Source organism: Dietzia sp. IBK-p2-15D, assembly GCF_057773105.1.
Genome location: NZ_JBYMTK010000003.1, coordinates 73,201 through 93,839 on the forward strand (window position 1 = coordinate 73,201; position 20,639 = coordinate 93,839).

A 20,639-nucleotide genomic window follows, 5' to 3' on the forward strand; every position below is an offset into this window, starting at 1 on the left:
GCCCGACGCGAGGGCGACAATTGGTACCCATGGGACCGGTGAGCATGTCTGAGGGTGATGGGGACACTCGGTCCGAGCCGTTCGGGGGCGTGGTCGACGACTTCGCGGACTACCTGCGCACCGGTCGCTCCCGGTCCGAGGCGACGGTCCGCTCCTACCGCTCCGACGTCCGCGGCCTGCTCGCCCACCTCGCCCGGGACACCGACGGACCCTCCACCGCGGCGGACCTGCGCGGGGCACTCACCCTCCCCGCCCTACGCGGGTGGCTCGCCGCCCAAGTCGGTGCGGGGGCCGCCAGGTCGACCGTCGCCCGCCGTGTCGCGGCAGCCCGATCCTTCAGCGGGTGGGCCGCACGGACCGGCCTCGTACCGACCGATGTCGCGGCCCCGCTCGAGGCGCCCCGCGCCCGTCGCCATCTGCCCGAGGTGCTCGACCTCGACCAGGCGGCCGAGACGATCCGTACCACCGAGCTCGGCGCGGCCGAGGGGGACCCGATCGCCCTGCGCGACCGGCTGGTCGTGGAACTGCTGTACTCCTGCGGTATCCGGGTCGCTGAACTGTGCGGGCTCGACGTGGACGACGTCGACACCGAGCGTCGCCTGCTGCGGGTGGTGGGCAAGGGCGACCGGGAGCGCGCCGTCCCGTACGGCCCGCCCGCGGACCGGGCACTGCGTGCCTGGCTCGACGGCGGCCGCCCGGCGTTGGCCACCGCCCGGTCCGGCCCGTCCCTGTTGCTCGGGGCGCGCGGGGGGCGACTCGACCCCCGGGCCGCGCGGCGGATCGTCAACGAGGTCACCGCGGCCACGCCGGGCGCCCCCCGGGTCTCGCCCCACGCGCTGAGGCACAGTTCGGCGACACATCTGCTGGAGGGCGGCGCGGACCTGCGGCACGTACAGGAGCTCCTCGGGCACTCCACCCCGGCGACCACCCAGATCTACACGCACGTCTCGGCGGACCGCCTCCGGGCCGCCTACCGCGGAGCCCACCCCCGCGCCTGAGCGGGGAGTGCGGCCCGGGCGTCAGCCGGCTCCGTCTCCGGGACGTGTGGGCTTGAGGCGGATCGGCCGTTCGGAGTCCGCGAGCAGTGACAGCGGATCGACGTAGTCGTCGTCGTCACCGGACGGGTCACCCGACGTCACACGCGCGCCCCAGTGCAGGCACGCTTCGACCGGACACCCGGGGTGGCCGGCGAGGAGCCGGCCCACCTCCACACCCTCGATGACGGGATCTCCGGCCCGGACAGTGGCGCGCACCGGTTCGTACGTGGTGCGCACGCCGCCACCGTGGTCGATCGACAGGACCGGTCGCCCTCCCACGGCCCCCGCGAACAGGACCGTGCCGTCCGCGGACGCGCGGACCGACGCGAGCACCGTGCCGGCCAGATCCACCCCGCGGTGCCCCGGGAGCCATCGCTGGGCGGGCGGATCGAACGGGGTCGACACGGAGACCGGACCCGGCAGGGGGCTGCTCATGCCCGCCCGTGACCCGACCGGCCCGGCGTCGGCCACGGGGCCGACGGCGAGGACCCCCGCGGTCAGGCCGGCGCAGGCGCGGTTGCGGAGCCGACGGCGACCGACCCGGAGTGACTGCATACCGCGAGTCCACCGCACGCACCCCGCGTTCGCCACGGGAGATCGGCACCTGTGGACAGGATGGACGACCATCCCCAGACCAGACGTGCACCGGCACTCCCGGGAGCCCCCAGGCACGGGCGGAGCCACGACCGCGGTGCGCGGTGCCCGGATACCGGTCGGGTGGGCCGCCTTGGAGGGGCGCGCCCGAGGGGTTATGCTTCCGGTGCGGTCGACTCTGCGTCGATCGACTTCGCGTGTCCTGCGGCAGCCCGGTTCCCGGGAGTCGCATCCGGGCCCCGGGGCTACGAGCCCCGGCCCCCCGGACGCCGGACCAGCAGGTGCCCCCGCCCGACGGGGGTCCGGCCCGGCGCGGACACCAGGGCCCGCGGCCACCCGGCTCGAGGGCGAAACCCGATACACAGAAAGCGAGGACGAGGGCCTCGCGGTCCGGCTGCTTCCAAGCCGGACGAGCCCTCAACCCATCATGGCAGTCATCTCCATGAAGCAGCTGCTCGACGCAGGTGCCCACTTCGGCCACCAGACCCGCCGCTGGAACCCGAAGATGCGTCGGTTCATCTTCACCGACCGCAACGGCATCTACATCATCGACCTGCAGCAGACCCTGACGTACATCGACCAGGCGTACGAGTTCGTCAAGGAGTCCGTCGCCCACGGCGGCACCGTCCTGTTCGTCGGCACCAAGAAGCAGGCCCAGGAGGCCATCGCCGAGGAGGCCGCCAAGGTCGGCATGCCGTACGTCAACCAGCGTTGGCTGGGTGGCATGCTCACCAACTTCCAGACCGTGCACCAGCGGCTCGTCCGCCTCAAGGAGCTCGAGTCCATGGAGCAGTCGGGCGGATTCGAGGGTCGCACCAAGAAGGAAATCCTCATGCTCACGCGTGAGAAGAACAAGCTCGAGCGCACGCTCGGCGGTATGCGTGACATGAGCAAGGTCCCCTCCGTGGTGTGGGTCGTCGACACCAACAAGGAGCACATCGCCGTCGGCGAGGCCCGCAAGCTGAACATCCCCGTCGTCGCGCTGCTCGACACCAACTGTGATCCGGACGTCGTCGACTACCCGATCCCGGCGAACGACGACGCCATCCGCTCGGTCACCGTGTTGACCCGCGTCATCGCCTCCGCCGTCGCGGAGGGCCTCAAGGCCCGCTCGCAGGCCGGCAAGGCCACCGGCGAAGAGGCCGAGCCGCTCGCCGAGTGGGAGACCGAGCAGCTGGACCAGGTCACCGGCGCCGCCACGGCAGAGGGTGCCGAGGCACCCGCCGAGGTCACCGGCACCGAGTCCCCCGTGGCCGAGGCCCCCGAGGCCGACGCCCAGGAGATCGCGGCCGCCACCTCCGAGGCGCCGGCCACCGAGGCCTGATCCTCACCACAGCTCGAGCACCGTCGGGCCCGGCCGCCCACGATCCCCAGGGGGATCATCCGGGGGCCGGGCCCGAGGTGTCGGAGGCGGTGGGCGGACCATCCACCGACGCCCCGGCGTCTAGGGTGGAGGCGATCGCCCGCCGACCGACTCAGAACACTTTTCCGACAGATCACGAACCCCTTTAAGGAGGGTCGCCCCACCATGGCGAACTACACCGCTGCCGACGTCAAGCGTCTGCGTGAGCTCACCGGCTCCGGGATGATGGACTGCAAGAAGGCTCTGGAGGAGACCGACGGCGACTTCGACAAGGCCGTCGAGGTGCTGCGCATCAAGGGCGCCAAGGACGTGGGCAAGCGCGCCGAGCGCACCACGGCCGAGGGCCTGGTCGCCATCAAGGACGGCGTCATGATCGAGCTCAACTCCGAGACCGACTTCGTCGCCAAGAGCGCCGAGTTCATCGCGCTGGCCGACAAGATCGTCGAGGTCGCCGCGGCCCAGGGCATCTCCGACCTCGACGCGCTGAACGCCGCCGAGCTCGACGGCACCACCGTGGCCGACTCGGTCGTCTCCTTCTCCGCCAAGTCCGGCGAGAAGCTCGTCCTGCGCCGTGTGGGCAAGCTCGACGGTCCCGTGGCCGTCTACCTCCACAAGCGTTCCTCCGACCTGCCGCCCGCCGTCGGCGTCATGGTCGCCTACTCCGGTGAGGGCGAGGCCGCCGAGGCCGCCGCGCGCTCCGCCGCGATGCAGGTCGCCGCTCTGAAGGCCCAGTACGTGTCCCGCGAGGAGGTGCCCGCCGACATCGTCGCCAAGGAGCGCGAGATCGCCGAGGCCACCGCCCGCGAGGAGGGCAAGCCCGAGCAGGCGCTGCAGAAGATCGTCGAGGGTCGCCTCAACGGCTTCTACAAGGACGTCTGCCTGCTCGACCAGCCGTCGGTGACCGACAACAAGAAGACCGTCGGTGCCCTGCTGGACGAAGCCGGTGCCACGGTCTCGGCCTTCCTGCGGTTCGAGGTCGGCCAGGCCTGACCACGGCCCGAACCCGCCGTGGCGGGTTCCCGAACGATGGCGGTACCCGGTACTCCGGGTACCGCCGTCGGCGTTCGTACGGCCGGGTGTGCCCGTACCCGGCGGGCTGGAGTGTGGCGGCCGTGGCGATAGGGCAGAATGAACCCGGTCCCACCACGGACCACACGCCGCTCCGGCCAATCGACGTCGGGGGTGTGAACGCGCGCGACACGGGCTGGATCCGCCCGGGACGAGGAGAGGGATGACCGACCCGCGGGACGGCTACAAACGTGTGATGCTCAAGCTCGGCGGCGAGATGTTCGGCGGCGGCGGCGTGGGGATCGACCCGGACGTCGTGCAGTCCGTCGCCCGGCAGATCGCCGATGTGTCCCGGACGGGGGCGCAGATTGCGATCGTGATCGGTGGAGGCAACTTCTTTCGGGGTGCTCAGCTGCAGCAGCGCGGACTCGACCGGGCGCGTAGCGACTACATGGGGATGCTCGGCACCGTCATGAACTGTCTGGCCCTGCAGGACTTCCTCGAGCAGGAGGGGGTGTCGACGCGGGTCCAGACCGCCATCCACATGGGGCAGGTCGCGGAGCCGTACATCCCACTGCGCGCGGAACGACACCTGGAGAAGGGACGCGTCGTGATCTTCGGGGCCGGGATGGGCATGCCCTACTTCTCGACCGATACCACCGCAGCCCAGCGTGCACTGGAGATCAAGGCCGACGTGCTGCTCATGGCCAAGGCGGTGGACGGCGTCTACTCGGACGACCCCCGTACCAATCCCGACGCCGAGCTCTTCAGCCGGATCGAGCACCGCGAATGCCTCGAGCGTGGCCTGAAGGTGGCTGATGCCACGGCGTTCAGCCTCTGCATGGACAACGACATGCCCATCCTCGTGTTCAACCTCCTCACCGAGGGCAACATCGCGCGCGCCGTCGCCGGTGAGCAGATCGGGACGCTGGTGGCCAGCACGGCCTGACACGTCCTCGACCCGACCACTGACACCGACCCCAACGAAAAGGGACAGACATGATCGACGACACTCTGCTCGAGGCCGAGGACAAGATGGAGAAGGCGATCGAGCACGTTCGCGACGAGCTCTCCGCCATCCGCACCGGCCGCGCCAACCCGGGCATGTTCAACCGCGTGTTCTGTGAGTACTACGGGAGCATGACTCCCATCACCCAGATGGCGACCATCTCGGCACCCGAACCGCGCATGCTCATCATCAAGCCGTACGAGATGTCGCAGATCGGTCCGATCGAGAACGCCATCCGCAACTCGGATCTGGGCGTCAACCCGACCAACGACGGCCAGGTCCTCCGCGTGACCGTGCCGCAGCTCACCGAGGAACGGCGTCGCGATCTGGTCAAGCAGGCCAAGGCCAAGGCCGAGGACGGACGCATCGCGGTCCGTGGCGTCCGGCGCAAGGCGATGGACGAGCTCAAGCGGATCGACAAGGACGGCGAGGCCGGCGAGGACGAGGTCAACGCCGCGGAGAAGGAGCTGGACAAGCTCACCCAGCGATTCGTCGGCGAGGTGGACGAACTCGTCAAGGCCAAGGAAGGCGACCTGATGGAGGTCTGACCTCCGCGACGCCCATCACCCGAGAACCGAGGAGTATGCCGTGGACCCCGCACCCCAGGGCCCGCCCGGGCCCACCGCCGCGGCCGCCGCACCTCCGTCGCGCGCCGGCCGTGACCTGACCCGGGCGATCCCGGTCGGGGTCGGCCTGGGCGCGCTCGTGATCGCGAGTATCGCCTTCACCCCCCGCGCGTGGTATCTGGTCGCCGCCGGCGCCGTCGCCATCGGCACCTGGGAGGTCTTCAAACGCCTACGGCAGGCCCGGTTCGCACTTCCCCTGTTCCCGCTGCTCGCAGGCGGGCAGGCCATGGTCTGGGCGGGTTACCTCACGGGGGCGGAAGGCGCGTTCGCCGCATTCGCCGTCACCGGCGTCGTCGTCCTTGTCTGGCGTCTGCTCATGGCCGGCCTGACCACCGCGCCGAAGAACTACATGCGCGACGTGTCGGTCGCGGTGTTCGTGTTGGTGTGGATCGCGGTTCCGGGAGCCCTCGGCGCGATGCTGTCGGACGGTGACTACGGCGCGCAACGGGTCGTGGCCCTCATCCTGCTGGTCGTGTGCTCCGACGTCGGGGGGTACGTGGCGGGGGTGCTCTTCGGTAAGCACCCCATGGCCCCGGCGATCAGCCCCAAGAAGTCCTGGGAGGGATTCGCCGGGTCGATCCTGTTCGCCACGGTCGGTGGCGCACTCGTGGTCGCCCTGCTCTTCGACGACAGCATCTGGAAGGGCCTGTTGCTCGGCTTCCTGACGGTCTTCACCGCGACGCTGGGCGACCTGGTGGAATCCCAGGTGAAGCGGGACCTCGGAATCAAGGACATGGGCACGCTCCTGCCGGGGCACGGCGGATTCATGGACCGCCTCGACTCCGTGCTGCCCACCGCGGTGGTCGTCTGGGTCATCTTCACCTACGTCGTGCCGACCTGAACCGTCGACCGCCCAGGTCGGCACGGGCGACACCGCCACGGGGCGAAGCCGCGGAGTGAGCGGACCCTCCGACCCGCGCCGGGGGTCGCGCGTCAGTGTCGCGCGTCAGTGTCGGGCGGTCAGTTTGCGCGCCTTACGTGCGCGCATGCGCAGCTGGAGGATCCGGAAGCCGGCGAACAGGGCCATGATCAACGCGCCGGCGATCGCGGCGAAGAGGATCAGCACCCCCAGCGGGAGGGTGAACTCCAACCCGAGAAAACGGACGTCGGTCGAGGTCGTGTTCTGCGCGATGAAGATCAACAGCAGGATGGTGACGAGCGCGCCCAGGACCAGACCCACCCACGCGGAGCCCAGAAGTCCCCCCGACGAATCGGGGACAGCATCCTGCTCGTGACTGCGTGTCGCAGGGGTCGACTCGTCGGCGGGAACGAGGGTGGAGTCCGCGTGGGTGTCCTCCAGGGGGATCTCGTCGCGCCCCTCGACGGGGGCGGCGTGACGACGGTCTGTCGGGTCGTGTGATCGCTGTGCCATACCTGGACTGTATGCCCTGGCGGCGTCGGGCGGCACCGCTCGCGATGTGTTGCGGTCGGCCGTTTCTGACACAATGGCCGCATCATGGCTGAACCTCTCCCGCTCGTTTTTGACGCCCCCCGCCGAGGGCTGCCCCCTCGTCACTTCGCCGACCTCGACGCCGACGGTCGCGCGGCGGCGATGGGTGAGCTCGGTGTTCCCGCATTCCGCGGCAAGCAGCTGGCCAACCAGTACTTCGGGCGCCTCGAGGCGGACACCCGCGAGATGACCGACCTGCCGGCCGGCCTGCGGGAGAAGGTCGGAGAGGAACTGTTCCCCTCGCTGACCTCGTCGCTGCGACACGTCACCACCGACGAGGGCACCACGCGTAAGACCCTGTGGAAACTGCACGACGGTTCGTTGGTCGAGAGCGTTCTCATGCGCTACCCCGACCGGGCGACCGTGTGCATCTCGAGTCAGGCCGGCTGCGGGATGGCGTGCCCGTTCTGCGCGACGGGGCAGGGCGGTCTGCAACGCAACCTCTCGGCAGCCGAGATCCTGGAGCAGGTCAGGGTCGCCGCCCGCGCCATGCGCGACGGTGAGATCCCGGGCGGGCCGGGGCGACTGTCCAACGTCGTGTTCATGGGCATGGGGGAGCCGCTCGCCAACTACAAGCGCGTCATGACCGCCGTGCGAGGCATCATCGCCCCGCCGCCGTCGGGGTTCGGTCTGTCGCAACGCGCGGTCACCGTGTCGACGGTGGGCCTGGTCCCCGCCATCCACAAGCTGGCCGAGGAGGGGCTCCAGGTCACCCTGGCGGTGTCCCTGCACACCCCGGACGACGAACTGCGGGACACGCTGGTGCCCGTCAACAACCGGTGGCCGGTCTCGGAGGTCATGGACGCGGCCCGCCACTACGCCGATGCCACGGGGCGGCGGGTGTCCATCGAGTACGCGCTGATCCGTGACGTCAATGATCAGACCTGGCGGGGCGAGATGCTCGGTCGACTGCTCGCCCAGCGTCTCGGGCCCATGGCGCACGTGAACCTCATCCCGCTCAACCCGACGCCGGGCAGCGAGTGGGACGCCAGCCCCCGCCATCAGCAGGACGCCTTCGTCGCCGCCGTGCGCGCCGCCGGGGTCTCGTGCACGGTGCGCGACACCCGCGGCCAGGAGATCGACGCGGCGTGTGGTCAGCTCGCGGCCGAGGGGTGAGCGCAGAGGAGTGACCGCGGGGGAGTGACCGCGGGGGAGTGACCGCCGGGGAGTGACCACGGGGCCACCCACTGAGGGCTCCGGACGACGAGAAGGGCCGCCACCACTCCATCGAGCGGTGGCGGCCCTTCCGGGGTCGACCGGGGTCAGTGCCTGGCCGGCGCCCGGCCCTGCGGGTTCCGGGCGGCCTCGGCCCCTACGTGACCCGAGGCGGCGGCACCGACCACCGCGTAGTGGTCCGAGGAGACCTCGAAGACACGGTTCCGCTTGAGGGTGTCGTCCTTCTTGGGCCGCAGCGACAGGAACATCCAGATCGCGAGGAACACGGCGACCGCCACCAGCCAGATGTCCTCCACCCGTCCGATGTGGTTGCCGAACAGCATGGCCAGCAGGAACAGGACGAAGAAGCCGCCCGTGACGAGGCCGACCTTCCTGCTGTGCTGGTGCCAGCCCCACTCGACCGAGGGCTCGTCGAGGGTGCTGATCCCGTCGACGACGATCTCCTTGCTGGTGTGGTGCCCGTCCGCGCTCATGCTCCCCGGTTCTCCTCACGGCTCGCTGGCAGCCCTGCGGGCCGCCGACATCGTGCCCAGTTTGTCACACGCCGTCCGGCGGTCGACGGGTAACCCGCCGGTCCCCGCCACACCTGGGGCCGCTGATGCGGCATCAGGTGGCTCCGGCGTGGACAATGGCGGGGTGACCACGCGCGTTCTCGTCCTCGGCAGTACCGGCTCGATCGGTACCCAGGCCCTTGAGGTGACCTCGGAGGCCGGACCCGGCCGTTTCGAGGTCGTCGGTCTGGCGGCCGGCGGTGGCCGGATCGATCTGCTGGCGGAGCAGATCCGCCGGACCGGCGTCCGGTTCGTCGCGGTGTCCGCCCCGGCCGCGGCCGAGCGGATCCGGTCGGCGTTCCCGGAGGCGACGGTTCTCGACGGTCCCGGGGCCGCCACCGAGCTCGTGGGGGCGGTGGAGGCCGACGTGGTGCTCAACGGCATCGACGGGTCCATCGGCCTCGGCCCCACTCTGGCCGCATTGCGCACGGGTGCGCGACTGGCGTTGGCCAACAAGGAGTCACTCGTGGCCGGGGGCGCTCTCGTCACCGGCGCCGCGGCCCCGGGGCAACTCATCCCCGTCGACTCCGAGCACTCCGCGATGGCGCAGTGTCTGCGGGCGGGGACGGCCGACGAGGTGGCGTCGCTGGTGTTGACCGCGTCCGGCGGGCCCTTCCGGGGCCGTACCCGCGCCGAACTCGAAGGTGTCACCGCGGAGCAGGCGCTGCAGCACCCCACGTGGGCGATGGGCAGGATGATCACCCTGAACTCGGCGACGCTGGTGAACAAGTCCCTGGAGCTCATCGAGGCGCACCTGCTGTTCGGGGTCCCCTACGACCGGATCGACGTGACCGTCCACCCCCAGTCGGTCGTGCACTCGGCGGTGACGTTCGTCGACGGCGCGACCGTGGCCAAGGCCTCGCCGCCGTCGATGAAGCTGCCGATCGCGTTGGCTCTGGGGTGGCCGTCGCGGATCCCCGGGGCGTCGACCCCGTTGGACTTCTCGCAGGCACACACCTGGACGTTCGAGCCGGTGGACTCCGAGACGTTCCCGGCGATCTCGGTGGCGCGGGCGGCGGGCGAGGCGGGGGGCCTGCGGACCGCGGTGTTCAACGCGGCCAACGAGGAGGCCGCCCCGGCGTTCCTGGACGGCCGGATCGGGTTCACCAGCATTGTCGACGTCGTGGCGGAGACCGTGGGGGCAGCCGATCAGTGGTCGTCCGATCCCCGGGATCCGGATGACGTCGCGGCGGCGGAGTCCTGGGCGCGGCGGCACGCCGCAGCCCTCGTCACGAGCCTGGAGGGCTGAGCCGTGTTGGTGTTCGGGATCGTGCTGTTCGCCCTGGGGATCATGGTGTCCATCGTGCTGCACGAATACGGCCACATGCGGGTCGCGCTGTGGTCGGGGATGCGGGTCCGTCGGTTCTTCGTCGGGTTCGGCCCCACTCTGTGGTCCGTCCGGCGTGGTGGGATCGAGTACGGGCTCAAGGCGATCCCGCTCGGCGGGTTCTGTGACATCGCGGGGATGACCGCGTACGACCAGCTGTCCCCGGAGGACGAGCCGAGGGCGATGTGGCGCCAGGCGTGGTGGAAGCGCGTCGCGGTGTTGCTGGCCGGGCCCTTCATGAACGTCGTCCTGGCGATCGCGTTGTTCTACACGGTCGCCCTCGGCTGGGGCCTGGTGAACCGGGACGTCCAGCCGATCCCCACCGACCGCGTCGCGGCCGTCGTCGGGGACACCTGCGCGGGGGCGGACCGGTGCGGGGTCGGAGTGGGCCCGGCCGGCGAGGCGGGGATCCTGCCGGGCGACCGGATCACGTCGGTCGACGGCGTCCCGGTGGCCAGTTGGGACGACCTGTCCACCGTGGTCTCGGCGCGGCCCGGTGAGACCGTGCCGGTGGCGGTGGAACGCGACGGGGAGACGATCACGACGACGACGACGTTGACGTCAACGGGTGGGGACGGCGAGCAGCGGGGTGCGCTCGGGGTCCGACTCTCGGAGGACGGGATCCCCCGGGAGATCCTCGATGATCCGGCCTATCAGACCGTCAACACCTACGACGCCCTCAGCGCGGTGCCCGCGACCTTCGTCTTCACCGGGGAGATGGTCGAGGCGACCGTCGATGGGCTGATCTCGTTCCCGGCCAAGATCCCGGCGGTGGCCGCGTCGATCTTCGGGGGCGAGCGGGCGGACGACTCCCCGGTGTCCGTGGTGGGGGCCAGCTACATCGGCGGGCAGGCGGTCGAGCAGGGCCTGTGGAGCCTGTTCCTGCTGTTCCTGGCCGGCCTCAACCTGTTCCTGGGGGCGTTCAACCTCGTGCCCCTGACCCCGTTCGACGGCGGCCACATCGCGGTGGTGTTCTACGAGAAGATTCGCGACGCCGTCCGCCGGCTTCGCGGCCTCGCGCCGGGCGGCCCGGCGGACTACGAGAAGCTGGCGCCACTGACGATGGGGGTGTTCGTACTCCTCATCGGCGTCTCCGCGATCGTGATCACCGCCGACTTCGTCAACCCGATCCTGCTGCCCGGCTGAGCCGGGCGCACACCCACCTCGCACCCGCGCCCGGTTACCCGGATAATGGGATGCGGGACCTGCGAGCACCCGGCTGGCAGCCCCTACGGAAGGCCTGAAGTGAACGACTCCTCCTCGATCCCAGTGGGACTGGGCATGCCCGACGGCCCGCCGCCGGTCCTCGCGCCCCGGCGCACGACCCGGCAGCTGTTCGTGGGCCAGGTGGGCGTGGGCAGTGATCATCCGGTCTCGGTCCAGTCCATGACCACCACCAAGACCCACGACGTCAACTCCACCCTCCAGCAGATCGCCGAGCTCACGGCGTCCGGTTGTGACATCGTCCGCGTGGCGTGTCCCCGGCAGGAGGACGCCGACGCGCTGGAGACCATCGCGCGCAAGTCCCCGATCCCCGTGATCGCGGACATCCACTTCCAGCCCAAGTACATCTTCGCGGCGATCGATGCCGGGTGTGCCGCGGTGCGCGTCAACCCGGGCAACATCAAGGAGTTCGACGGACGCGTCAAGGAGGTCGCCAAGGCCGCCGGTGACGCGGGCATCCCCATCCGGATCGGTGTCAACGCCGGGTCGCTCGACCCCCGACTGCTGGCCAAGTACGGCAAGGCGACCCCGGAAGCGCTCGTCGAGTCGGCGATGTGGGAGGCCTCGTTGTTCGAGGAGCACGGCTTCGGCGACATCAAGATCTCGGTCAAGCACAACGACCCGGTGATCATGGTCGAGGCCTACCGCCGGCTCGCCGCGCAGACCGATTACCCGTTGCACCTCGGCGTGACCGAGGCCGGGCCCGCGTTCCAGGGCACGATCAAGTCGGCCGTGGCGTTCGGTGCACTGCTCTCCGAGGGGATCGGGGACACCATCCGGGTCTCCCTCTCCGCCCCGCCGGTGGAGGAGATCAAGGTCGGCACGCAGATCCTGCAGTCGCTCAACCTGCGTCCGCGCAAGCTCGAGATCGTCTCCTGCCCGTCGTGTGGCCGCGCCCAGGTCGACGTGTACAAGCTCGCCGACGAGGTCACGGCCGGACTCGAGGGGATGAGCGTCCCCTTGCGGGTGGCCGTCATGGGCTGCGTCGTCAACGGGCCCGGTGAGGCCCGCGAGGCCGATCTGGGTGTCGCGTCCGGAAACGGCAAGGGCCAGATCTTCGTCAAGGGCGAGGTCATCAAGACCGTGCCGGAGGCGATGATCGTGGAGACCCTCATCGAGGAGGCCATGCGGATCGCCGAGGAGATGGGCGAGCCCGTGGGAGACGCCGCCGAGGGCCAGGGGCCCCAGGTCAAGGTCACGCGATAGACCGTGACCGACACGGCTGCCCCGGAGGCCGGGCTCGGTGGGTGCCGGGCGGTCGGTCGGGGAGAGTCGCGGGCGCTTGGCGACGTGCTCGCCGCCGACCCGTTGGTCTCCGCGCCGGCGGCGGAGAAGTTCGCGGCGTCGGGTGTGGCCGCCGGCGCGGACGGGCGGTTCCTCACCCTGGGTGGGCCCGAGCGGTCTCTCGTGTTCATCGGCAGTTCGGTGTTGCCGCTCCGGGGTGACGCCGCCGATCAGTGCGCTCTCGGAGACGCGGTGGCCCGACTGGGCCTCGGACCCATGTCGGTGCACGGTCGGCGCGACCTGGTCGCCGGCATGTGGCCGGCACTACGTGCACGCTGGGGCGAGGCCAGGGAGTACCGGGCGCACCAGTTCCTCATGGCGCTCGAGGGTCCTGTCGATCCGGCGCTCGTCCTGGCCGGCATCCGGCCCGCGACCTTGGAGGAGTTCGAACCGGTGCTCACCGCCGCCGCGGCGATGTACCGCGAGGAACTGCGGGCCGACCCGTTCGCCGTCGGCTCCGGGATACCGTTCCGGCGCCGCGTCGCGCGCTCCCTCGCGCGGAGGAGGACCTGGGTGGGGATCGACGACGGCGAGGTGGTCTTCAAGGCCGATGTCGCCGCGATCTCCACGGAGGTCGCCCAGATTCAGGGCGTATGGGTCCACCGCGACCGGAGGGGTGCCGGGCTGGGGTCCGGCGGTACCGCCTCGGTGTGCGCCGCCCTCCGCTCACGCGGGCTTCGACCTTCTCTGGTGGTGAACGGGTCCAACGGCGCGGCGCGCGCCGCTTATCGGCGGGTGGGCATGGTCGACTGCGTCGACTACGCGACGGTCCTGCTGTGAGTCGGCTCGCAGCGCCACCCCGGGCGGGGTGGCGTCGGCCCGCCGACTGCGGGATCGGCGGCGCCTGTGGAAAAGTGGAGCACAGTCATACCGCGGACCCCGGAAGGTGCAAACCGATGACAGACAGTGCGGCAGTGCGCGCCGTGGGCGGCTCCCTCCGGGGGAGGGCCGTGTGAGTACCCCGATGACAGCACCTGTCACCCCGGCACCCGCGAGCATGACGGCACCCGCGGCCGTGTCGGCGCCGGGCGCGGCGACCAGCCCGGATTTCCGATCGCAGCGGTCGGCCGACCGCGCCATGCGGCGTCTGCTCGGCGTCCGGGGCGTCGACCGCGAGGCCGGCTCCGGCGCCCACCGGGCGTTCCGGATCTCGGTCATGGTCTCGGCCGTTCGGTGCCTCATCACCTACCTCGCGATCCCGATTCTCGTGCCGCTGCTCAGCCTGTCCGGCTGGGTCGCGGCGCCCGTCGGTCTCGCGTTGTGTGTGGTCGCCGTGGTGAACGGTGTGGTCAGCGTCCGCCGGTTCTGGGCGTCCGACCACGCCAAGCGCTGGATGTACACCTGCTTCATGGCGGTCGTGTTCGCGATCCTCGCCGTGGCGATGGTCTCCGAGTTCCACCGTCTGGGGGTGATCTGATGGATCCGCGACAGGACTCCGACCCCGGTGTGGACACCGCGGCTGACGAGACCGACCCGGTGATGCCCGACGATTCCGGCCCGCCCGAGAACCGCGAACCCGGCCAGTCGTCCGCGGACGTGATCACGATGTGCCTGTTCGGGGCGATGGTGCTCATCGCCTCCGTGTGCTTCGTCATCTGGTGACCGGACCGGGGCGACCGGTCGCCCCGGTCGGGCCTATCCTGGGGGCATGACCACCTCCACCCGTCAGCCTCTCGTCCCAGGCGAACCCACCCCGATCCGGACCGTTCCCGAGTCGATCCCCCGGCCGGAGTACGTCTGGCGCGACAGCGTCGACGAGGCCAACGGGGAGGCGTGGGTTCAGCCGGCTGAGGTCATCGACGTGATGCGCGTGGCCTCCAGGCTGGCCGCGGACGCTCTCGTGCTCGCCGGCGAGGCGGTCGCGCCCGGCGTGACGACCGACGAGATCGACCGGGTCGTACACGAGTTCCTGTGCGACAACGGGGCGTACCCGTCGACCCTGGGGTACAAGTCGTTCCCCAAGTCGAGCTGTGTCTCGCTCAACGAGGTGATCTGCCACGGTATCCCCGACACCACGGTGATCCGTGACGGGGACATCGTCAACGTCGACGTCACGGCGTTCATCCACGGCGTCCACGGTGACACCAACGCGACGTTCCTGGCAGGGGACGTCAGCGAGGAGGTCAGGCTCCTGGTCGAGCGCACGGAAGAGGCGATGAACCGGGGGATCAAGGCCATCCGACCCGGTCGCGAGGTCAACGTCATCGGGCGGGTCATCGAATCCTATGCCCGGCGTTTCGACTACACGGTCGTGCGGGAGTTCACCGGCCACGGTGTCGGCCCGACCTTCCACAACGGTCTGGTCGTGCTGCACTACGACGAGCCGTCCCGGACCGAGGTCCTCGAGCCGGGCATGACGTTGACAGTCGAACCGATGATCTCCCTCGGCGGGCCGGGCTTCGACGTCTGGGACGACGACTGGACCGTCACCACCGCGGACAAGGCGTGGACCGCCCAGTTCGAGCACACCGTCGTCGTCACCGAGGACGGATACGAGATCCTCACCCTGCCGTCCGGTTCCTGAGCGCGTCCGGTGTCCCGCGGGCGCACCCGGCCGGTCGGGAAGAGTTTGTGGACGATCGTCCTGATGTGCCCCTCGGTCGTGGACAATCCGGGGCATACTGTCCACCATGATCAATACCCCTCGTGGACCCGTGGAGCAGATCGACCTGGTGGTGGTGGGCGCCGGCTTCGGCGGCATCGCCATGGCCGATCGTCTGTTGGGGGAGGGGCGTGGCCGGGACTTCCTCGTCCTGGAGGCCGCGGACTCGGTGGGGGGCACCTGGCGCGACAACACCTACCCGGGGTGCGCCTGCGACGTCCCCACCGCCCTGTACTCGCTGTCCCGACACGCCCACCCCGGTTGGTCCCACTCGTTCGGGAGGCAACCGGAGATCCGGGCCTATCTCGAGTCCGTGACGGACCGCATCGGTCTCCGTGACCGACTCGTCACCTCCTGCGAGGTGACCGCGGCGGTGTGGGACACCGAGTCGGCGCACTGGGTCGTCGACACGAGCCGCGGGCGGATCCGGGCGCGCGATCTCGTGGTGGCCTCGGGGGCGCTGTCCGCCCCCTCGATCCCCCGGCTACCCGGTCTGGAGTCGTTCGAGGGCCAGGTATTCCACTCCGCGAGGTGGCGCCACGACATCGCGCTCGAGGGCCGGAGGGTCGCCGTCGTCGGGACGGGGGCCTCCGCGGTCCAGTTCGTCCCCGAGATCGCCGGGCCCGCCGAGCACGTCACGGTCTTCCAGCGGACCCCGGGCTGGATCCTGCCCAGGCTGGACCGATCGATCTCCGGACGCCGTCAGCGGCTCTACCGACGCTTCCCGTTGGTACAGCGGCTGGTCCGGGGGCGGATCTATCTGGGTCGTGAGCTCTACGTCGTGGTGTTCACGCGGGCGCAGTTCCTGCTGCGGTTCTTCGAATGGTTCGCACGGTTCTACCTCTTCCTCAAGGTGCGGGACCGCAGGATGCGCCGCGCGCTCACCCCCCATTTCTCGATCGGGTGCAAACGGGTGTTGCTCACCAGCAACTGGCTCCCCGCCCTCACCCGGTCCGACGTGACCCTGGTGTCCGGCGCGGCGTCGGCTGTCACCCCGCGCGGGCTCGTGGCCGACGACGGCACGGAGCATCCGGCGGACGTCATCATCTTCGGTACCGGCTTCCAGCCGACCGAGCCGCCCATCTCCCGCGTGATCACCGGCGCGGACGGGCGCACCCTCGCCGAGCACTGGGACGGCAGTCCGCGAGCGCACAACGGCATCACTGTTGCGGGGTTCCCCAACCTGTTCCTGCTGTACGGCCCCAACACCAACCTGGGGCATTCGTCGATCGTGTACATGCTCGAGTCCCAGGCGGATCACGTACTGCGGTTGCTCGACCTCGCCGGGCGGGAGGCCCGACGCACCATCGAGGTCCGTCCGGAGGTGGAGGAGTCCTACGCCGCCCGGATGGACCGCGAACTGGCGCACACGGTGTGGAACCAGGGCGGCTGCTCGAGCTGGTACATCGACTCGCGGGGACGCAACTCCCTGCAGTGGCCGACGTTCACCTTCCGGTATCGGGAGCAGGTCCGCACCGTCGATCCGGACGAGTTCGTCCTCGCCTGAGGCCGGCGGGGAGCGGGTGTCACGCGACTCGCGGCCCCGCCCCCGATCGTCGGCCCACCGACGTCGCCCCCGGTCGTCTGCCTTCCGGCATCGTCCGGTAGCTAGAAGCCGCGGTCCGGGAAGTCCAGACCCAGCAATGCGTTCTCGACGACCTCGGCCATCGCCGGGTGGATCCAGTACTGCTTGCGCGCGAGGTCCGGCACCGTGATCTCGAACTCCATGGCCTGGATGAGGATCTGCACGAGAGACGGGGCGTGGGCGCCCATGAGGTGGGCGCCCAGGAGCAACCCGGTGGCGCGGTCGGCGATGAGCTTGCAGCACCCGACCGAGTCCTCCATCGCCCATCCGTACGCCACGTCGCCGTAGTCCTGGGTCTTCACGGTCACGTCGTACCCGGCCGCGCGGGCCTCTGCTTCCGTCAGCCCGACCGACGCGATCTGTGGCCAGCTGAACACCGCGTACGGCACGTGACTGTGGTGGAACGGCTGCAGGCTCTCCGGGTGCTTGAGGTTGTGGCCCAACACCCGCTGCTCGTGGTTGGCCACGTGCTTGAGCTGGAACGGCGAGCTCACGTCGCCCAGCGCCCAGACGCCCTCCGCCGTGGTGCGGCCGAACTCGTCCACGCGGACCCGCTCGCCGTCCATCTCCACCCCGGCCGCGTCCAGACCGAGCAGGTCCCCGTTCGGGGTCCGACCCGTGGCGACCAGCAGCGCGTCGCCTGCACAGGTCGACCCGTCCTGGAACGTGATCTCCACGCCCCGGCGGTCGTCACCGGTCGCGGTCATCGAGGTGACGTGCTGGCCGAGGCGGACGTCCCACCGTCCCCGGGCGGCGTCCGTGAACCGCTCGGCGAGTTCGCGGTCGAGGTGCTTGAGCAGTACGTCCGACCGGCCGATCACGGTGACCTCGACGCCCAGCGCGGAGAACACGTGCGCGAACTCGCAGGCGATGAATCCTGAGCCCTGGATGACCATGGATTTCGGCAACTCGGGGATCCGCATGACGTCGTCGCTGGTGTGGTAGGCGACGCCGGCCCCGGTGACGATCTCGGGGATCGACGGCCGTGCCCCAGCGGCGATCACGACGGAGTCCGCGGTGATGATCTCGCCGGTCCCCGTGTCGATGGTGCGCGGGCCGACGAAGGTCGCGTGTCCGTCGAACACCGTGACGTTGTCGCAACGGTTGCGCCGGTAGTCCTCCCCGCTCGACGCGATCGGGTCGATCCGCCGGTCGAAGACCCGCGAGACGATGTCCGGCCACCGGACCCCGTCCAGAGTCGAATCGACACCGTAGGCGGACGAGTGCCGGATCGAGGTGGCCGTGTCGGCGGCGTAGACGAACATCTTGGTGGGGATGCAGCCGACGTTGAGGCAGGTGCCACCGAACGTCCCCTTCTCGCAGATCGCCACGGACTTGTCGGCGAACGATTCGTCGATCAGCGAGTTGCCGCTGCCCGTGCCGATGACGACCAGGTCGAAGTGGCGGGAGGGGGTCTGGGTCATGGGGTTCAGGACTCCTTGGTGTGTGAGGACAGGGTCTGGTCCAGCCAGCGCCCGAGATGGTCGAAGACCACCTCGAGGACGTCGGCGCGGGAGAGGAAGACGTCGTGCCGGGCACCCGGTACGGGGATGTCGGTGACGTCACGGGAGACACGGTCGGCGAAGCGCTCCATCGACCGGACGTCCAGGATCAGATCGGTGTCCACGTCGAGCACGGCGCCCCGTGGGCGGGCCCCGACCGACGACGCCGTCGAGCGGAGCAACAGGACCGGGAGCGGTAGGTCGACCCCGGACTGTAGCCGCTTCTGGGCGCGCCGGACCGCGGCCAGCCACCCCGCCCGGACACCCACCCCGCCGGGGGGCTTGAGCGTGGTGTCGAAGTGGTAGTCACCGTCGTGGTCGACGTGCGTGCTGATCACATACCGGTCAGAGGTGGGTAGCGGCAGCCGGTAGAAGGGTCGGAGGGATCCGAGAGTGCGGATGACGGGGTCCAGCACGGGGCGGGCGTGTTCCGGGACGTCGAGCTGGAACCACGGGGAGTTCAGCACCACCCCCACGACGGGGGCGAGGGCACCCCTGTCGCGACGTCTGCCCAGCCACAACGGCACCACCAGCCCCCCGGTCGAGTGGGCGGCCACGAGGACCGGCGTTCCCGGGTGCTCGGAGACGATCACGTCGAGGGCCTGGTCCAGCTCGTCGTCGTAGCTCTCCAGGTCGGTCGTGAAGTGCGGTGTCAGACCTTCTCGCCGGGACCGGCCACATTTGCGCAGGTCGATCCCGTAGGTCGCGAACCCGCTCGACGCGAGGAACTCGGCGAGGTGGGTGTGGAAGAAGTAGTCCGACAGGCCGTGGACGACCAGGACGACGGCGGTGGGATCGTTCGGTGCGTCCTCGTGGCGGACGAGGGTCGCGGAGATCTCACCCTCACCGTCTGGATCGGCACCGAGGGGTAGGTCGCGCCGTGTGTACGACGGCCCCAGCAGATCCGGGGCCCACTGCGGGTCGGATCCGTCGGGGGCGCCGGGATCTGGAGAGGGCGTAGACACGGCGACCACCCTAGTCCGGTGTGTCCCGCGCCCGGCGCGGTGAGTAGTCTGAGGACCCTGTGGGCGCGGGCCTGTCGGGACGACCCGCGTCGACGAGAGATTCGGGTCCACGACCAATGAGCGAGGGTAGCCGGTGACTTCAGACCAGGTGGCAAAGCACGGAACGACGGATGTGGCGCTCATCGGCGCGGGCACCATGAGCGCGACTCTGGGTGCCCTGCTGCGGCGGCTCCAACCGGACTGGGACATCCAGGTGTTCGAACGGCTCGAGGGGCCCGCTCTGGAGTCCTCCGACGCGTGGAACAACGCCGGAACCGGGCACTCCGCTCTCTGCGAGCTCAACTATTCGCCCAAGACCGCCGACGGCGATGTCGACATCACCAAGGCCGTCGGCGTCAACGAGAAGTTCCAGGTCTCCCGGCAGTTCTGGTCGTACGCGGTCGAGAACACCATCCTCGGCGACCCCACCGAGTGGATCCGCCCGGTCCCGCACATGAGTTTCGTGGCGGGCAAGGACGGTCAGGACTACCTCCGGAAGCGTTACGACAAGCTCGCCGGGCACCCGCTCTTCCCGGGAATGGGTCACACCACCGACTTCTCCGAGCTGGAGCGGCTCGTTCCGCTCATGGCCCGCGGTCGCTCGCCCGAGCAGCCCTTCGCCCTGAGCCACTTCTCGAACGGCACCGACGTCAACTTCGGTGCGCTCACCCGGCAGCTCATCAAGTACCTCACCCGCACGGGCACCGAGGTGCACTACCAGAACCAGGTCAAGGACCTCGAGCGCAACAGTGACGGCAGCTGGCGGCTGACCGTGGCCAACCGGCACACCGGTGACGAGCGCACCGTCGACGCCAAGTTCGTGTTCGTCGGCGCGGGTGGCGGTGCCCTGCACCTGCTCCAGAAGTCCGGCATCCCGGAGATCAAGGGCATCGGTGGCTTCCCCGTGGGCGGCCAGTGGCTGCGCTGCACCAACCCCGAGCTCATCGAGCAGCACCAGGCGAAGGTCTACAGCCAGGCCTCCGTGGGCGCGCCGCCCATGTCGGTGCCGCACCTGGACACCCGCGTCATCGACGGCAAGAAGGGTCTGCTGTTCGGGCCGTTCGCCGGGTGGACCCCCAAGTTCCTCAAGATGGGCAGTTTCCTCGACCTGCCGTCGAGCATCCGGGCCGGGAACCTGCTGCCCATGGCCAATATCGGCCTCACCGAGATGAGCCTGGTCAAGTACCTCATCACCGAACTCGCGAAGAACCACGGTGCGCGGGTCGACGCACTGCGCGACTTCGTGCCCTCGGCGCAGGACGGGGAGTGGGAGAAGGTCATCGCCGGCCAGCGTGTT

21 protein-coding genes are annotated in these 20,639 nt (G+C 70.1%); 16 read left to right on the forward strand and 5 right to left on the reverse strand.

The annotated features are described in order from the left end of the window. Positions 1-44: 44 nt before the first annotated feature. Complete coding sequence (locus tag AC3DEV_RS05580) at positions 45-998, forward strand: tyrosine recombinase XerC (protein ID WP_488371525.1); 954 nt, start codon at positions 45-47, stop codon at positions 996-998. Between the two features lie 21 nt (positions 999-1,019). Here AC3DEV_RS05580 and AC3DEV_RS05585 read toward each other — a convergent pair whose 3' ends face one another. Then, entirely contained in the window at positions 1,020-1,472 is a 453-nt protein-coding gene (locus tag AC3DEV_RS05585; protein ID WP_488371691.1) for a M23 family metallopeptidase, read from the reverse strand. Between the two features lie 586 nt (positions 1,473-2,058). Between AC3DEV_RS05585 and rpsB the strand changes: the two genes are divergently transcribed. From rpsB to AC3DEV_RS05610, 5 genes are all read left to right on the forward strand, one after another. Further along, on the forward strand, positions 2,059-2,955 hold the full coding sequence (gene rpsB, locus AC3DEV_RS05590) for a 30S ribosomal protein S2 (RefSeq protein ID WP_067717612.1): 897 nt from the start codon (positions 2,059-2,061) through the stop codon (positions 2,953-2,955). A gap of 204 nt (positions 2,956-3,159) precedes the next feature. After that, complete coding sequence (gene tsf / locus AC3DEV_RS05595; RefSeq protein ID WP_119192742.1) at positions 3,160-3,984, forward strand: translation elongation factor Ts; 825 nt, start codon at positions 3,160-3,162, stop codon at positions 3,982-3,984. Positions 3,985-4,225: 241 nt separating this feature from the next. After that, entirely contained in the window at positions 4,226-4,951 is a 726-nt protein-coding gene (gene pyrH, locus AC3DEV_RS05600) for a UMP kinase (RefSeq protein ID WP_119192741.1), read from the forward strand. Between the two features lie 50 nt (positions 4,952-5,001). After that, a complete protein-coding gene (gene frr, locus AC3DEV_RS05605) occupies positions 5,002-5,559 on the forward strand; it encodes a ribosome recycling factor (protein WP_067717618.1) in 558 nt (185 codons plus the stop codon). Between the two features lie 40 nt (positions 5,560-5,599). Beyond that, positions 5,600-6,478 carry a phosphatidate cytidylyltransferase gene (locus AC3DEV_RS05610; protein WP_488371526.1) on the forward strand — a complete coding sequence of 293 codons (879 nt, stop codon included), beginning with the start codon at positions 5,600-5,602 and terminating at the stop codon, positions 6,476-6,478. Between the two features lie 105 nt (positions 6,479-6,583). On the opposite strand, the gene AC3DEV_RS05615 is transcribed toward AC3DEV_RS05610, so the two are convergent. After that, positions 6,584-7,009, reverse strand: a complete 426-nt coding sequence (locus tag AC3DEV_RS05615; RefSeq protein ID WP_488371527.1) for a LapA family protein — start codon at positions 7,007-7,009, stop codon at positions 6,584-6,586. Positions 7,010-7,093: 84 nt separating this feature from the next. On the opposite strand from AC3DEV_RS05615, the gene rlmN reads away from it, so the two are divergent. Further along, positions 7,094-8,203: a dual-specificity RNA methyltransferase RlmN gene (gene rlmN / locus AC3DEV_RS05620; RefSeq protein ID WP_313312762.1), complete on the forward strand. Its 1,110-nt coding sequence runs from the start codon at positions 7,094-7,096 to the stop codon at positions 8,201-8,203. Between the two features lie 146 nt (positions 8,204-8,349). Here the strand turns inward: rlmN and AC3DEV_RS05625 are convergent, their stop codons facing one another. Further along, entirely contained in the window at positions 8,350-8,736 is a 387-nt protein-coding gene (locus tag AC3DEV_RS05625) for a DUF2631 domain-containing protein (RefSeq protein ID WP_096905327.1), read from the reverse strand. 163 nt (positions 8,737-8,899) lie between these two features. Between AC3DEV_RS05625 and dxr the strand changes: the two genes are divergently transcribed. The 8 genes from dxr (at position 8,900) to AC3DEV_RS05665 (ending at position 16,758) form a co-directional block, all read left to right on the forward strand. Further along, positions 8,900-10,063 (forward strand): 1-deoxy-D-xylulose-5-phosphate reductoisomerase, encoded by a 1,164-nt coding sequence (gene dxr / locus AC3DEV_RS05630; protein WP_235027856.1) that lies wholly within the window; start codon positions 8,900-8,902, stop codon positions 10,061-10,063. 3 nt (positions 10,064-10,066) lie between these two features. Beyond that, positions 10,067-11,287: a M50 family metallopeptidase gene (locus AC3DEV_RS05635; RefSeq protein WP_488371528.1), complete on the forward strand. Its 1,221-nt coding sequence runs from the start codon at positions 10,067-10,069 to the stop codon at positions 11,285-11,287. A 135-nt stretch (positions 11,288-11,422) separates the two neighbouring features. After that, positions 11,423-12,571, forward strand: coding sequence for a flavodoxin-dependent (E)-4-hydroxy-3-methylbut-2-enyl-diphosphate synthase (gene ispG / locus AC3DEV_RS05640; RefSeq protein WP_082923994.1), 1,149 nt, complete (start codon positions 11,423-11,425; stop codon positions 12,569-12,571). 3 nt (positions 12,572-12,574) lie between these two features. Next, positions 12,575-13,429: a GNAT family N-acetyltransferase gene (locus tag AC3DEV_RS05645; protein WP_488371529.1), complete on the forward strand. Its 855-nt coding sequence runs from the start codon at positions 12,575-12,577 to the stop codon at positions 13,427-13,429. A 184-nt stretch (positions 13,430-13,613) separates the two neighbouring features. Beyond that, positions 13,614-14,066 carry a hypothetical protein gene (locus tag AC3DEV_RS05650; protein WP_488371530.1) on the forward strand — a complete coding sequence of 151 codons (453 nt, stop codon included), beginning with the start codon at positions 13,614-13,616 and terminating at the stop codon, positions 14,064-14,066. Next, positions 14,066-14,251, forward strand: coding sequence for a hypothetical protein (locus AC3DEV_RS05655; RefSeq protein ID WP_067717644.1), 186 nt, complete (start codon positions 14,066-14,068; stop codon positions 14,249-14,251). Before AC3DEV_RS05650 ends, AC3DEV_RS05655 begins: the two co-directional genes overlap by 1 nt. Before the next feature lie 46 nt (positions 14,252-14,297). Then, positions 14,298-15,173 (forward strand): type I methionyl aminopeptidase, encoded by an 876-nt coding sequence (map, locus tag AC3DEV_RS05660; protein WP_132061124.1) that lies wholly within the window; start codon positions 14,298-14,300, stop codon positions 15,171-15,173. Positions 15,174-15,279: 106 nt separating this feature from the next. Beyond that, positions 15,280-16,758, forward strand: coding sequence for a flavin-containing monooxygenase (locus AC3DEV_RS05665; RefSeq protein ID WP_363426051.1), 1,479 nt, complete (start codon positions 15,280-15,282; stop codon positions 16,756-16,758). 101 nt (positions 16,759-16,859) lie between these two features. Here AC3DEV_RS05665 and mtr read toward each other — a convergent pair whose 3' ends face one another. Together mtr and AC3DEV_RS05675 are read right to left on the reverse strand one after the other, a co-directional pair. Beyond that, entirely contained in the window at positions 16,860-18,260 is a 1,401-nt protein-coding gene (gene mtr, locus AC3DEV_RS05670; RefSeq protein ID WP_488371531.1) for a mycothione reductase, read from the reverse strand. A 5-nt stretch (positions 18,261-18,265) separates the two neighbouring features. Further along, entirely contained in the window at positions 18,266-19,303 is a 1,038-nt protein-coding gene (locus tag AC3DEV_RS05675) for an alpha/beta hydrolase (protein ID WP_440219742.1), read from the reverse strand. Positions 19,304-19,436: 133 nt separating this feature from the next. Here AC3DEV_RS05675 and mqo point away from each other — a divergent pair. Continuing rightward, positions 19,437-20,639, forward strand: a 1,203-nt coding sequence (mqo, locus tag AC3DEV_RS05680; protein ID WP_488371532.1) for a malate dehydrogenase (quinone), incomplete at its 3' end; no start/stop codon positions are given.